Origin of the sequence: Pseudanabaena sp. PCC 7367, assembly GCF_000317065.1 — a bacterium.
Classification (GTDB): Bacteria; Cyanobacteriota; Cyanobacteriia; order Pseudanabaenales; family Pseudanabaenaceae; genus Thalassoporum; species Thalassoporum mexicanum.
Genome location: NC_019701.1, coordinates 72,624 through 87,279 on the forward strand (window position 1 = coordinate 72,624; position 14,656 = coordinate 87,279).

General features: G+C 46.1%; 14 protein-coding genes. 9 read left to right on the forward strand and 5 right to left on the reverse strand.

Features of this window, described 5'->3' with window-relative positions; all coding sequences use genetic code 11:
- The first annotated feature begins 431 nt into the window (after positions 1-431).
- Positions 432-890: a hypothetical protein gene (locus PSE7367_RS00280; RefSeq protein WP_015163350.1), complete on the forward strand. Its 459-nt coding sequence runs from the start codon at positions 432-434 to the stop codon at positions 888-890.
- A 104-nt stretch (positions 891-994) separates the two neighbouring features.
- Here the strand turns inward: PSE7367_RS00280 and glgB are convergent, their stop codons facing one another.
- Entirely contained in the window at positions 995-3,400 is a 2,406-nt protein-coding gene (gene glgB / locus PSE7367_RS00285) for a 1,4-alpha-glucan branching protein GlgB (protein ID WP_015163351.1), read from the reverse strand.
- Between the two features lie 118 nt (positions 3,401-3,518).
- On the opposite strand from glgB, the gene PSE7367_RS22850 reads away from it, so the two are divergent.
- Entirely contained in the window at positions 3,519-3,653 is a 135-nt protein-coding gene (locus PSE7367_RS22850) for a hypothetical protein (RefSeq protein ID WP_015163352.1), read from the forward strand.
- Between the two features lie 120 nt (positions 3,654-3,773).
- Here the strand turns inward: PSE7367_RS22850 and PSE7367_RS19860 are convergent, their stop codons facing one another.
- Positions 3,774-4,472, reverse strand: a complete 699-nt coding sequence (locus tag PSE7367_RS19860; protein ID WP_015163353.1) for a DUF4214 domain-containing protein — start codon at positions 4,470-4,472, stop codon at positions 3,774-3,776.
- A gap of 377 nt (positions 4,473-4,849) precedes the next feature.
- Here PSE7367_RS19860 and PSE7367_RS00295 point away from each other — a divergent pair, with 377 nt between their 5' ends.
- A complete protein-coding gene (locus PSE7367_RS00295; protein WP_015163354.1) occupies positions 4,850-5,272 on the forward strand; it encodes a hypothetical protein in 423 nt (140 codons plus the stop codon).
- Between the two features lie 16 nt (positions 5,273-5,288).
- Here the strand turns inward: PSE7367_RS00295 and PSE7367_RS00300 are convergent, their stop codons facing one another.
- Positions 5,289-6,548: a pentapeptide repeat-containing protein gene (locus tag PSE7367_RS00300; protein WP_015163355.1), complete on the reverse strand. Its 1,260-nt coding sequence runs from the start codon at positions 6,546-6,548 to the stop codon at positions 5,289-5,291.
- 712 nt (positions 6,549-7,260) lie between these two features.
- Positions 7,261-7,638 carry a hypothetical protein gene (locus tag PSE7367_RS21430; protein WP_051037815.1) on the reverse strand — a complete coding sequence of 126 codons (378 nt, stop codon included), beginning with the start codon at positions 7,636-7,638 and terminating at the stop codon, positions 7,261-7,263.
- A gap of 401 nt (positions 7,639-8,039) precedes the next feature.
- Between PSE7367_RS21430 and truB the strand changes: the two genes are divergently transcribed.
- The 4 genes from truB (at position 8,040) to arsC (ending at position 12,336) form a co-directional block, all read left to right on the forward strand.
- Positions 8,040-9,128, forward strand: coding sequence for a tRNA pseudouridine(55) synthase TruB (gene truB, locus PSE7367_RS00310; RefSeq protein WP_015163356.1), 1,089 nt, complete (start codon positions 8,040-8,042; stop codon positions 9,126-9,128).
- 713 nt (positions 9,129-9,841) lie between these two features.
- Positions 9,842-10,237: a preQ(1) synthase gene (gene queF / locus PSE7367_RS00315; protein WP_015163357.1), complete on the forward strand. Its 396-nt coding sequence runs from the start codon at positions 9,842-9,844 to the stop codon at positions 10,235-10,237.
- A 654-nt stretch (positions 10,238-10,891) separates the two neighbouring features.
- On the forward strand, positions 10,892-11,788 hold the full coding sequence (locus tag PSE7367_RS00320; protein ID WP_015163358.1) for a DUF928 domain-containing protein: 897 nt from the start codon (positions 10,892-10,894) through the stop codon (positions 11,786-11,788).
- A 125-nt stretch (positions 11,789-11,913) separates the two neighbouring features.
- The gene (gene arsC / locus PSE7367_RS00325) at positions 11,914-12,336 is read left to right on the forward strand and encodes an arsenate reductase (glutaredoxin) (protein WP_015163359.1); all 423 of its coding nucleotides are present in this window, start codon (positions 11,914-11,916) and stop codon (positions 12,334-12,336) included.
- Between the two features lie 88 nt (positions 12,337-12,424).
- On the opposite strand, the gene PSE7367_RS00330 is transcribed toward arsC, so the two are convergent.
- Positions 12,425-12,769, reverse strand: a complete 345-nt coding sequence (locus PSE7367_RS00330) for a phage holin family protein (RefSeq protein WP_015163360.1) — start codon at positions 12,767-12,769, stop codon at positions 12,425-12,427.
- 70 nt (positions 12,770-12,839) lie between these two features.
- Between PSE7367_RS00330 and PSE7367_RS00335 the strand changes: the two genes are divergently transcribed.
- Both PSE7367_RS00335 and kdsB read left to right on the forward strand, forming a co-directional pair.
- Positions 12,840-13,835, forward strand: coding sequence for a KpsF/GutQ family sugar-phosphate isomerase (locus PSE7367_RS00335; RefSeq protein ID WP_015163361.1), 996 nt, complete (start codon positions 12,840-12,842; stop codon positions 13,833-13,835).
- A complete protein-coding gene (kdsB, locus tag PSE7367_RS00340) occupies positions 13,835-14,581 on the forward strand; it encodes a 3-deoxy-manno-octulosonate cytidylyltransferase (RefSeq protein ID WP_015163362.1) in 747 nt (248 codons plus the stop codon). Before PSE7367_RS00335 ends, kdsB begins: the two co-directional genes overlap by 1 nt.
- Positions 14,582-14,656 lie beyond the last annotated feature (75 nt).

A 14,656-nucleotide genomic window follows, 5' to 3' on the forward strand; every position in this document is an offset into this window, starting at 1 on the left:
CATTGATTTTCATTAATTTTCATTGGAACCAACAGACCTGGATTTCCTGATACATAAGCTCTGGTTTGCGCGAAATAGCTGAGGCACAACTGTAGGCTAAAATCGGTCGATCGATTAAATTAATTGATCGATCACATTACCTTAAGCATCAGAGGCAATCAGAGGCAATCATCAAGCTAGCCCCGATCGGATCAAATAAATTAGTACCTACTGGGAACAGTAGAACAGCAACTAAGAAAACTGAATTGGGTGGCGATTGCGATCGGATTGTTCACATTATTTCAAAATCAATAAGGTAATGTAACTTTATATCTGTGAGCCGTAGCTAGCTAGATATGCTGCTCTATGGCTGACTGGATATGATCGCCTAAAAAATGATTAAATCGTAATTGCGGCACCAAATTGTTGAACTGGGGATTGGGAAGCAACAAATGAAAAAAATTGTCGAGAACTCAAAAAAGGTAGTAACGATGGCGATCGCCCTCACCTTGATCATTGGATTGGCCGCTTTGGCTCAGGATGTTGCCCAAAATATCCAGGCAATTGGCTCTGCAGAAGTGGAAGGCACTGAGGCGAGCAATGACGAAACCGATGAAACCAGTAATCAAAATAATGCCACTACTGCCAATGATAGTGGTGTGGTTGCAACCAACCCAGACCCTAATCAACCAGAGCAGATCGCCAGTAAGAGTGCTAGCCGGATCAGTGAGAAGGTCGATCATTTGCTACTGGTCAAACAAGATCCAGATACCTACGCGACGGCGGATCAATTGCTGCGGATTCAAGTTCAACCTGGTTGTAATGGCGAAGGGGAAGCCAGGATTGCCCCTGGTGGCAAATTAGTGTTTCGGAATGCTACCTGTGACATTATTACTCTGATTAAAAACTAAGGTGATAATAAGGTGATAATTTAGATGCCTTTGATTAAAAATGAGGTAAGTAGCTTTTGATTCAAGCACCTACCCCATACCCATAATTAAGAGCTAAATCCTACTTAACCCAGAATTGGCGGATGTAGTTGATCTTGTGCTTTCTGTTTTTGTTCCTCTTGTTCCTGCAACAATCGCTTCGATCGCTCCTGTTCCTGGTGGTAGCGTTCTTCTTCTAAGCGTTCTTGTTCTCTTTTGGCATTGTTCTTTTCGATCGATTCTTGATCCAGCTTCAACACCAGCGTGGACAAAGGTGGCAAACATAGATCAATGGAATACCTTTGGCTGTGCATGGCAATTTCATCGGTAGGTTTACCACCATAATTACCAGCGCCGCTACCCCAATAATCAGCGGCATCACTGTTGAGCAACTCTTGATAAAAACCAGGTTCAGGCACACCGATCCGATAGCTGCCATGGAGCACCGGCGTGAAATTACACACCACCACCACAAACTCGCCATCTTTGCCCTTACGAATAAAGGAAATCACCGAGTTCTTGTTGTCATTACATTCCATCCACTCGAACCCTTCATAGGAAAAGTCGATCGTATGCAGAGCGCTTTCTTGCTTGAGTAAACGATGTAGATCGCGGATTAGATTAGCCATGCCAATGTGCTTGTCATGCTGGAGCAGCCACCATTCCAGATCGCCCCACACATTCCACTCACTCCATTGGGCAAATTCCATCCCCATAAACAGGCTCTTCTTACCGGGGTGAGTGAACATATAACCATAGAGACAGCGCAAATTAGCTAGTTTTTGCCAGATATCACCGGGCATTTTACCCGGCATCGCGCTTTTTTCATGGACAATCTCATCGTGGGAAAGAGCAAGGACGAAGTTCTCATTAAAGGCATACATCAAACTAAAGGTAACGTTAGTCTGATGGAACTGTCGGAACCAGGGGTCCATCTCGAAATAATCGAGCATGTCATGCATCCAACCCATATTCCATTTCAGGTTGAAGCCCAGACCACCCATATAGGTAGGCGCAGTCACCATTGGCCAGGCGGTTGATTCTTCGGCGATCGATAAGATGCCAGGATAGTAGCTATATAAAATGCCATGCAGGTGCTTGAGGAACTCTACACCAGCGATATATTCGCAGCCGCCATATTCATTGGGCACCCATTCGCCAGGTTCACGGCAGTAGTTGCGATAGATGATCGAGGCCACCGCATCTACGCGAATGCCATCAATGTGATATTTGTCGAACCAGAACAAGGCATTGGCGATCAAAAAGTTCTTTACTTCATTCCGTTCATAGTTAAACGCATAAGTGCCCCAGCCTTTGTGTTCACCGATCCGATCGTCAGCGGGATTATATAAATGCGTGCCGTCAAACAACGCCAAGCCATGCCCATCTTTGGGGAAATGTCCCGGCACCCAGTCCACAATCACGCCAATGCCATTTTCGTGGCACTTATCCACAAAATACATAAAGTCCTGGGGCGTGCCATAGCGCGAAGTAGCCGCATAGAAGCCAATCACCTGATAGCCCCACGATCCATCAAAGGGGTGTTCGGCCACTGGCAATAGTTCCAGGTGGGTAAAACCCAAATCTTTGACATAGGGAATTAATTTATCGGCCAGTTCCCGGTAGGTCAGAAATCTAGCTCCTGGTTTCATATCCGCCGCATGAACTACGGGATAGCCATCAGCGGGTAGTTCTTCCGCATTGCCATGCATCCAGGACCCAATATGCATTTCATAGATCGAAATGGGTTTTACAAGGGGATCGCTATTGCGCCGCTCGTCCATCCAATTGCGATCTTGCCATTCATATTTTTCTAGATCGGCTACGATCGAGGCGGTTTTGGGACGAATCTCTTGCTGATAACCGTGGGGGTCAGTTTTTTCGTAGAGATGTCCTTCCGAGTTCTTGACTTCAAATTTATACTTAGCCCCCTCACCTAGATCGGGAATAAAAATTTCCCACACGCCAGGATCGCCCTTGCGCATCTGGTGGGCGCGGCCATCCCAGTAATTAAACTCGCCAATCACCGAAACGTTGCGAGCATTGGGAGCCCAGACCGCAAAGTAGACCCCCTTAATGCCATCAATTTCCATGATGTGCGCGCCAAGTTTCTCATAGATTTTGTAGTGGTTTCCTTCCGCAAACAAATGGCGATCGAATTCCGTTAAAACCTCAACGCCAAAGCTGTAGGGGTCATAGAGCAGCCGATCTTTGCCATGTTCATGGGCTTTGAATTGATATCTAAATAATTCTGGCTCTGGGATTACACATTCAAAAAAGTTGGGATGATGCACTGAATGCATGGCATACTCTTTCCCCGGCCGTACTGGATCAACCAATGTCACCATTTCGGCATGGGGCAAATATGCTCTGATCGCCCAAACTGACTTACCATCCTGCTCAACTTGATGGGGTCCCAAAACATAGTAGGGGTCTTGGTGCAAATTCCAGATCAGAAGATCGATTTGATCGCTTGAAATAGTTGGATTCATATAATTTTGCCGCTCGGTAAATCACCCAATTGAGAAACTGCCAGATCCTATATATTTACCTTTAATCAAGCCTGGATTGTGGAATTGTTGATCCTGACAATCAAGGCAATGAGTTTAAATGTTTAGTATTAAATATATTAAGTATAGTCTTTGTATTTTTTTGACCAACCTGGATTTATATTCTAAGTCTAGATTTAAGCCCGAAGGAGTAGATTTGATCGCCCTGGCTGAATATTTAGTGCTTAATATTTAGTTTGGCATTAATGGGTGCGTCTAGGCTAGTTTCGGGCAAATTAATCTGACTGCAAGGCTCTAAACTGAACCATGCAGCAAGGTTGATTGATGGCGATCGACTCAGGCCAGTATTCAGCGACTAATAACGATTGCCATATCTACCGCGATTGCGGGCTTCTGGGCTGTTGGCAATGTCATAGCGGATCTGTTCCAGGGATTTACCACGGGCGAGGAGATCCTGGTAAGTCTTTAGGCCACCATGATCGGCATTGCGACCCAGGACTTGCCGATAGATTTCGTGCAGGTTACGGGTGGATTCTTCAGAATAAGCGAGCTGGCGGCGGAGCCAGTAATTATCGCGGCCGCGCTGTAGTTCGTAGGTATAGGTGTTGTAACCATTTCGATCGGGGTTACGACCTAGCACATCGACGTAGGCGCGCCGGATCTGGTTTTCATAATAGCCATTGTTGTAGCGATTATCATACCGACGATTGTTATGGCGGTTATCGTCATATCTATTGTCATAGCGACGATTATCGTAGCGATCATCATAGCGATCCCGATCGCGGCGGTTGTTATGGCGGTTATAGCGATCGTACCGATCGGATCTACGTTCATACCTGTTGTCATAACGCCGATCGTTACGTCTGTCATTGCGGCGATCGTTACGATTGTTGCGAGGGTTGATGTCTTCGCAACGCATGACACCATTGTGCCAATTACAGCGGGTTTGCGCTTCTGCTGCGGGGGCACTGAATAAAGTGGACAGGCTGAGCAGGGCAGCGATCGCCAGGACGCTGGGTTTAAGGAGTTGGGTTGATTTATTAGGGCTATACATGATCCTGAATCTAACGCAATTTTTTGCAAGGCATACATTGATTCGGGGACAGCTTGGGGTGATGCTAGGTTAATTGTCGATCGCGCTGGGTGTTTTGTTCCCGATCGCGCAAAATTCGATCGCAGGTGAGGGTTTGTTTAATCGAAGTCTAATTAATTGATCTGAAATCGATCTGAGTCAGTGGTAATTGTCTTGCTATGTCTATATTATCCAATATTTGCGCTGGCGATGTTTACGCCCAGTTGGCTGATCCGATCGAGTAGTTGATCGCGGGACTGGTAGTGTTGGGGAGCAATCGGGTAATAGCCAAAGATATTTCCCCTAATCTTGGCGGTATACTAGGAAACATAACCATTAATAGTATCGGGCAGGGCGATATGACGGACAATCGCAGACAGAGTAACCAGCGCATCAGCGTCGGCCGTGATTTCAACGTTACAGCAGACAATGGATCGAACGTAGCGATCGGTGACATCAGTGGTCAGGTACAGCAATCGATCCGACAAGTCCCCGACAAGATCAACGATCACGACATTGGCTTAAAAAATATTTTGCTCAGCCTGGAAAACGCGATCAAAAATGAGGCCAAGCTCCCCGATCCCCAGAAAGTAATCGCCCTGGAGCAAGTCAATACGATCGCCAAAGCCTGCCAGAACCCAAAAGATAATGCCCTCAAGCAAGCTGCCCAAACCGCCACTTTTACGCTGAATGGGATCGCCCAGATGCTCCCCACCGCCACCAAGATCGTCGAAGGGATCGGCAAGCTCACCAAGGCTCTGGCTAAAATTTTAATTTTCTAAAGTTATCAAAATAGTCTTAAAAATCAAACTGCTCGATCTCCACCTTGCTGCGTTGGAGCACTTGGCGATCGCACGATTGATATTGATCATACTGTTGCCAATGCTGAATCCCAGAAGGAGCATAATCATCAAACCTTGCGATCTCGATCGTCAGGCCGATCGCCCCGTTCCGGCTAGCCTGCTCTAAGATCACCTCTTCCAGATTGGCATAACTCAAATCAGCCTCATCCAGATTTGCACCCCGCAAATAGGCATAACTAAGATCCGCCTCGATCAGGTTCGCGCCCCGTAAATTGGCCTCTTCGAGATTGCTAAGTGAAAGCAACGACCTTTGCAGATCCGCCCCCACCAGGATCGCGCCGCGCAAATCACACAACCGCAGATCGGCATTAGCACATTTTGCCGCCGTCAGATCTGCTTCATGCAACCAGCACCGACTCAAATCCGCCTTAGCTAGATTTGTTTCCCCCAATTGGGTTTGTCGTAAATCTGACCAGCTCAAATCCGCTGCGATCAGGTGCGATCGGCGTAAATCTGCACCCCGCAAATTGGCCTTACTCATTTTCACAAATCGCAAGTTTGCCCCCTCTAATTGGGCATTGCATAACCTGGCTCCGGTTAGATCTGCACCCCGTAAATTCGCACCCTGCAAATTAGCATTACTCAAATCCACCAGGCTCAAATCCGCCTCTTCCAGGTTGGCATTGCTCAGATCTGCCTCGTTTAAATCACTGGCACTGAGATTAACTCGCTGTAAATTTGCTCCCGCCAAATCAGCCATGCTGATCACTGCGCCTTGCAGATTGGCCTTGTCTAAGTTTGCCCTACTCAGGTTAGTAGCGATTAAGCGCGATCGACTTAAGTCTGCTTGCTTCAGGTTCGCACCCTGTAAATTGGCCAGACTTAGATCCGTTGCCGTCAGATTAGCCTGTTGCAAATTAGCCTGATTTAATTGTGCTGCAACCAAACTAGCCGTGGTCAGGTTTGCCCCCTGTAAATTGGCTCCCTGCAAATTGGCATGACTGAGATCGGCTCCAGCCAGATCTTGCGATCGCTGCGGCACATGGGCCAACTCCAGACAAATCTTACTCAGGTCTGCACCAAATAGCTTGGCATTAGTTAGATCTGTATCGATCGCTTGGGCACAGGTTAATTTAGCCCAGGCTAGATTGATCCCCGGCAACTGCGCAGTGTTGAGATTTGCTTCACTCAAATAAACGCCGTTAAAATCACGGTGTCCATGCTGATATTGGGCGATCAGATCACTAGCCTTCATTGATGGATTAGTACATTTTTAGTACGTTTTTTATATTAAAGATCGGCAACTCGAACTCGGTGGGGAATAATAATTAAGCCCTAGATGTCTGGATACCTAAATATCTAAACTGCAATATCTAAACTGCAAACCGATCAATTTACCTGTGTAGATCCTTGATGCAAACAAGCCCCCAGCCTGCAATCTTTTGGTCAAATGGGCATAATCATGCAGAAGCTTCGATCCGATCGAACCGGTTAGCTCTTTATAGATGCTTAATCTTTAGATACTTAACTTACTTGAGACACAGTGAATTAAGCAAATAGCTTCTGACATTCTGACAATCTCTAGACAATGATGACTGTGGGGATCGCAATTTGGTTCTCTGGAAACCATTTGGCATCTAGATTAAGATACTTAGCTAGCAGCAGGCAACGCATCTAAGTAATATGTCCTCATCCTAGCTAGGCAAAGACGATCGCAAATGAGCTATATACATACAGTTAGCTACAATTGTTCCCATTCTGTCTGGATAGATCACATTTTGCAACTAAAAATATTGATCGCCTCGAATATATAATGTGGGGAATGAAAAAAAAATCTGTATATCAATCCCTACGTCACCAGTTGTGGGGAGTATTTTGCGAATTTGTTGGAAGTAGGTTTAAAACTAACATAAAAGGGAACCAAAGCTGAGTAGCTAATAAAGCTGCTTCGCCCCAATCGGGTAAATTTAGAGTGTTTTCGCTGGAGAGATAAGCCCAATGAGCGAGCAGATAGGCAATAGATGACAGTAGCAGCCAACGGTAGATACGCAGGACGGCACACGCCACTTCCCTATCACCAGATACATCACCACCACATGCAGAGCATATTTCTTGTTGTAGAAGCGCACCAAGCCATCAAGGGCTTTAAACTTGCCTGCTTGTTCCAAGCAACTCAAATCAATAATCACTTGCAGCACTGGTCTACAACCCAGCATCTTAGATGAGAGAATTTGCTCTATTAACACTTTGCGCGTTGCTGATAACACGCCCCGGGTTGACCAACCATATTTATTGAAAAAACGGCTCACGGCGCTGCCTGATTTTATTAGATTGTGCTCTGGCACTGGTTTACCTTATGCTTCTAAAAACATTGATACCACTACTTTTAAGCGCATTTGCTGATCCTTGCTCGGCATCAACTTGATCAGGGTATAAACTAATCCTTGGGCATGGGTAAGTATGGTTTCCATTGCTTACTTTATTTCTTTTTTCTATACCCTTTTCTCATATTTAATAATCTTGGTGCAAGATCTCAGATCTGCCGTAATTGCATATTTGCTGTAAACCGATCAATAGATTGAACTAGGATATATAGCTGTATAGCTAGCTCTATCAGATATCAGATATAGGTTATGGCGAGAACTATGCTGATCCTGACCGTCTGGGAATTGGCAAGAACTGATTAAGTCCTAGTCATCTCAGCGCTGGCAATCAAATTTCAAATCCAACATTTTATAGAGTCACCATGCTGGGAGCTTTCCTGAATCTGAATAAACCGGCAGGCATTACCGCTCATGGCTGCGTGGCGCGGCTACGCAAAATGCTCAATCTCAAAAAGATTGGCCATAGTGGAACCCTTGATCCTGCTGCAACCGGAGTATTACCGATCGCAATTACCAAGGCAACCAGACTGTTGCGGTTTCTGCCAGAGGGCAAAGCCTATCGGGCAACCGTGCAATTTGGAATTACCACTAATACCGATGATCTCGATGGCGAGATTTTAACTAAAACCGCCTGCCCGGAATTAACCCAAACTGCGATCGAAGCCTTGTTGCCGCAATTTGTTGGCCAGATCCAGCAATATCCACCTGCCTATAGCGCCATAAAAGTTAAGGGCAAGCGTCTGTATCAATTAGCCAGGGCTGGCCAGGAAGTGGAAGTGCCAATCAGGACAGTGAGCGTAAAATCATTGCGGGTGCTGGGTTGGCATGGTGGTGAATTTCCCCAAATGGAGTTAGCAATCGCATGTGGTACTGGCACCTACATTCGATCGATCGCCCGTGATCTAGGCGCAAAGCTTGGTTACGGCGCAACGCTGGCAAACTTAGAGCGTACCTATAGTAATGGGTTCAGCCTGGACAATAGTGTTGATTTTGATAAGCTGGCAGTTATATTAGAAACAGACGATCAAGTTGAAAAGTATTTGATCGCTCCCGATCGAGTATTACTACATTTAGAAGCAATTAAGCTGGGGCACAAATCGGCAAAACGCTGGTGCCAAGGGCAAGCAATTCCATTGGAGATGGTGGAGCGATTACATGGTTCATGGGCTCAACTGCCAGGCATGGCTGAGTCCCAATCGGCTGTAGAGGTTAGCTCAACGGCTCCAAAAAACTCTGGCACTGGTAGCGATGAACTAGATGGGCAGAAAGCTGCTGAGTCAGCCATAACTGACATCCCATCTGATGTGATCGATTTGGCTAATGTGAGGGTATACACAAGCGATCGCCATGATGCTAAGGAAATGGTGTTTTTGGGGATTGGTGTGATTCGTTCTGATTTTCTGACTCCCGAAGTGGTGCTGCGCAAGTTTAATCTTGAAGAAATTAGCTAAACTATTGCTAAACGAATAGACTTGTTGGAATATAGCAATTAGAATTGCTGCGGAGCAGACTAGTTAACCACAAAAAAGATGATGGGTAACTATTTGCGAGGGGAACCGCTTTAGCTAGATTACTATCCCAAGTATCTAAATTAGTTGATTACTACACAGACTAAGCTTTCAAAATTTGATCGCCCTGCATCTGTAATGATATTTAGCCATAGGTTAAAAACTGACTCAAAAGTCATTTGCTAAAAATCCTTGCTGATATCCCATAACTGAAGTCTATACCATGATCGAGGTCTATACCATGACTGAAGTCTATCCCACTACCAAAGATTTTCACTGAAAATTAACACAGTATTGGTTAGGTAGATATTGGTTAGATAAATGATTGATGCTTTTTGCAGTTTATGACCCAATGATTTGATTAGCCAGTGGTAGCTCCTGAAGACTTCAACTATATATAGGCTGGCAAGCTGAATCTCTATATAAACTTGTTTGGGGGTTGTTAAAAATAGTTTGGGAGTTCATTTGAGCCCATTGCCGTTAGTTCAAACGCAACCATGCTCAAATCCTGATCGTTAATATTTCTGAGCAAATAGTCCTAATCAATTCAACGTAATTAAGTTTGGCTATCCATGTGATGTTTCCTAGCCAGCCACCACCAAAAAACTAGAACTAGAATTAAATTATAAATCCGGCATAAATTCGAGGCATTATCTATGACTGTTACTGATCAAGAAGAAAAATACGGCGAGAGAGCGATCGCTGCGAACCAACTTAATACGTTCCCAAATCCTCGTCCTGGTCGGGAATACAAGGTAAATATCACCTTGCCAGAATTTACCTGTAAATGCCCTTTCTCTGGTTATCCCGATTTTGCCACCATCTACATTACCTATGTCCCCGATGAGCTAGTAGTTGAACTAAAGGCGATCAAGCTATATATCAACGGTTACCGCGATCGCTATATTTCTCACGAAGAATCGATCAATCAAATTCTGGATGATTTTATTGCCGCCTGCGATCCAATCAGGGTGCAGATTAAGGGTGACTACAACCCCCGTGGCAATGTGCACACAATGGTAGAGATTAATTACGAAAAGCCGATCGCTTAGCAATCATTAGCAAGTGAGCAGCAGCAGAGATTATCCAAATTTGTCTAACTTAGCTTGCTAAAACATCGCCATAGTTGCAATAGCTCTAACTAGTATGTTGGGGCTGATTTTGGCGATCGGCGCTCTAGGCGATCTAATTATCATTTGCTCTTAGTTGGCGATCCAGTTGTAAAACTGGCACATGAATTGCGAGCGTCAAAATAAACCAATGTTATGGTTATTACCTTGATATATGTCGGTTTGAGCAAATTGATTAAATTGATTAAATTGATTAAAAACGATCGCTTGAATGTAATTACGATTGAATGTAATCACTGATAGTTATATCGCTCTTGTTCAATACTTCGCTTGGAGAAATAATTACTACTTTTGCTAACGGTTTTTGCTAACTATTAGTTGGTTGTAATTGCCCGACTAAAGCAGTGGTAAATGTTTCAATTATCATGCCCCTGAGCGATTCAAGCCGATCAAAGGGCAACCTTAAATTAGATTGGTTAATATATTTGGTCAAAAATTTCAACCAATAAATGAACTAATTCCCATAATTTAAGTCACTAGATAGTATATGTACTAGGTGTTGATTCGGTAACGATCGCCATAGCACATACTCCCACAACCATATTGCAGAGACATTAGACTATTCAGGAGACAGCCATGAATTTTAATTTACGGCAATTAGAACCCCTAAGACAGCTTAAGCTGGGGTTGATTTTGCTAGCCACCAGCCTTGCTGCTGGTACAGCCGCGCTCACGATCGACTCAGCCGCCTTTGCCCAATCCCGTCGCACTAATTATGGATTGGGTCTGCCCAGAACCGCCACTACTGGCACTGGTGTACGTGGCAATTGCCCACCCTTAGTAACCGCGCTGGTGCCGCCCGATGGTGCAAAAACGCTGTCGTCTCGCCCAACTTTTTATTGGTACATTACGCCCCAGGATTGTAGTGATGCTGCTGAGCAAGTCGATCAAGTTAATCAAACTGATTCTGAGTCGCAGCCAACCAACGATCAAGAATTCGTGCTTAGTTTCAGCCTCAGGGATGTACCAGTCAAAGCAGGCGAACTACAACTAACCCGCCTGAGCACAATTTTTAAAACTAAGTCTTTTACGGTTGCCAATCAGCCCACGCTCTATAGCTATGCTTTGGCAGAACCGGCACCAGCATTACCCCATGACCAAGTACGCGCCTGGCATATTCGCTGGCGATCGGCGGATTTAGAAACCCAGGTCGATGCTAATTCACTGGTGGTATATGAGGCTAATGCCCAACTGGAGTTTGCCTTGGCTAATGCTGATTCGGTCTTGGGGCAGGCAAGACTGCTGGCAGAAAATGGCTATTGGTATGATGCTTTGCATGTCTATAGTGATTGGCTGCGCTTGAATCCCGATGATAATATGGCACGTCAAGAACGGGCAGAATTGCTGGCAGTGGGGATGGCTGGATATGAGGATATGACCGGGGGCGATCGCGCTAAGACTGTTTCGATCGAGGAGCTATTACCGCAAATTGCGGAAGCAGATGTAATTGAACTGGATGTTTTGCCCGAATAGCGCCTGCACTTGATGGTTATGCAGCATATTCGTATTATTGGTTTGAATTTAATAGTTTGAACTTAATAGTTTGAACTTAGTGATGCTGAAAAGTTAAAAATCAAATTAAAAACCAAATTATTAATATGTCTGTAACCATCTATCACAATCCCAAATGTGGTACTTCGCGTAATGTGTTGGCGCTAATCCGCAACAGTGGCGAGGAGCCGGAAATCATTGAATATCTAAAAAATCCACCCACCCGCGAAAAGCTGGTGAGCCTGATTGAGCAAATGGCGATCGCCCCTAGGGATCTACTGCGGCGCAAGGGCACACCCTATGATGAATTGGGCTTAGCTGATCCCAAGTGGAGTGATGATCAATTAATTGATTTCATGCTTGAACAGCCAATTTTGATTAACCGACCGATCGTGGTTACGGCTAAGGGAACCAAGCTCTGCCGCCCGTCTGAGGCTGTATTGGATATTCTGGGAAATCCCCAAAAAGGTGAATTCAGCAAAGAAGATGGTCAGGCAGTGGTAGACAGCAAGGGCGATCGGCTGGTCTAATTTAGCCCTATGGGAATGGGGCAGAATGACCTCAGCAGTTGTTTAGGCATTTAGACAATCAGCTTAGTTTGTCAATCGTTTTCTACCATTAGGTTACACCGGCTAGTTTAAAAACGATCAGGTTAAATATAGTCAGGGCGATCGAACCAATCACCGCACCGAAAAAGCCTTTTACCTTAAACCCAGGCACCAGGGCAGCAGCGATCATCAGGCAAACTCCGTTTATGACCAGTGCAAATAGGCCGAGGGTCAGCAATACGATCGGAAAAGAGAAAAATGCCAATACCGGTCGGATCAGGGCATTGACAATACCGAGCGCCCCTGCGCCAAACAGAGCGGAGCCAAAGTCGTCGACTTCAATTCCCAAGCCAAGTTTGGAGACTACGATCAGGCCAATCGCAACAACGAGCCATACAACTAAAAATTCAACCATAGAAAACCTCCTAGTTACACTATTCCTAGTTTAAGTTGTAGTTGTGAACGATTGGTGAGGGAGGGCGCAGATGCAACGGGTAAATCAAGATATGAATGCAGCTAATAGAGTGGCTGAATTGCTCCGGCTGGAGGCAAAGGCGATCGCCCAAACCGCCGATCGGCTGCAAACTAATCAAGTCGGTCAGGCCTTGAAGTTGCTGGTGGAATGCCAGGGTAAGGTAGTGCTGGCGGGGGTGGGCAAGTCGGGGATTGTGGCTCAAAAGATCGCTGCCACCCTCACCAGCATCGGCACGGTGGCGATCTGCTTGCATCCCTGTGATGCTTTGCATGGTGGTTTAGGTGTGGTCATGGCCAATGATGTGGCGATCTTACTTAGCAACAGTGGCGAAACCGAAGAAATCCTGGGCATGTTGCCCCATCTTCAATATCGGCAGGTGCCAATCGTGGCGATCGTGGGCAATCTGAATTCAACCCTGGCACGGAAAGCCGATGTGGTGCTAGATGCTTCTGTCGATCGTGAAGCCTGTCCGCTGAACCTGGCCCCGACTACCAGCACTACAGTTGCCCTTACGATCGGTGATGCCCTGGCCATGACCGTTACTCAAATCAAAGGACTCACTCCGGCAGATTTTGCCCTGAATCATCCCGCTGGACGACTAGGCAAACGATTGACATTACGGGTGGCAACCATAATGCATGATATTACCAACTGCGCGACGCTGACACCAAACGACTCCTGGCTAGAGATTGTAAGTGGTATTAGCAAAGGTGGCCTGGGGGCTGCGTTAGTAGTAGACGCAATGGGTCACCTACTGGGCATCATCACCGATGGCGATCTGCGCCGCACGATCGAGCATACCGATCTCAGCAACATCAAAGCATTAACCGCAAGCGCAATCATGACCCAAGCGCCCATTACGATCGCCGCTGATACCTTGGCCTATGATGCCCTGCAACTGATGGAAAATCGTCCTTCGCAAATTTCGGTTTTGCCTGTGGTCGATCCAGAAAATTACTGTATGGGCTTGTTGCGCATTCATGATGTGGTCAGGAGCGGATTGTAATGGAAATATTGGCAGTAGTGCCGGCAAGGTATGAGTCGCAACGCTTTCCTGGCAAGGTTTTAGCAAAGTTAGGCGATCGGCCGATGGTGCAATGGGTCTATGAGGCAACCAAGTCTTGCCCAGCTTTTACTAAGGTCTTGGTGGCAACGGACAGTGAAAAGGTGGCCGATTGTGTGCGTGGGTTTGGCGGCGAGGTGGCGATCACCCGCAGCGATCACCGTACAGGCACCGATCGGGTTGCGGAAGTGGCGCAGCGATATCCAGACATGCAGGTGGTGGTGAATGTGCAGGGCGATCAACCATTTGTGACGGCGGAGATGTTAACTAGTTTGATTCAGCCCTATCTGGATGGGGCAACGCCGGAAATGACTACCCTGGGTTGTCCACTGGATCTCGTAGATATTGAAACTGATTATAGCGATCCCAATGTGGTCAAGGTAATCACCGATCGCCAGGGCAATGCCTTATATTTTTCTCGATCGCCCATTCCCTACCGACGCAACCCTGCTCAGATTGCTACTTTGCCCGTCTTCCATCACCTTGGTTTGTATGCGTTCCGGCAGGACTTTTTAAGTAAATATGCTAAGCTAGCGCCAACCCCACTGGAGCAATGCGAGGGGCTAGAACAGTTGCGGGTATTGGAGCATGGCTATCGGATTGTGGTTTGCCATACAGCTCAATCAGTTTTGGAAGTGAACACGCCAGCAGAAATGCAAAGGGCACAGGCAATGATCGCCAATACCTGATAGTAAATCCTTGCAGCATATGCTAATCACCTGTAAAAGTAAGGCAAAGCATTGATTGCAAATACTTTAAGCAAT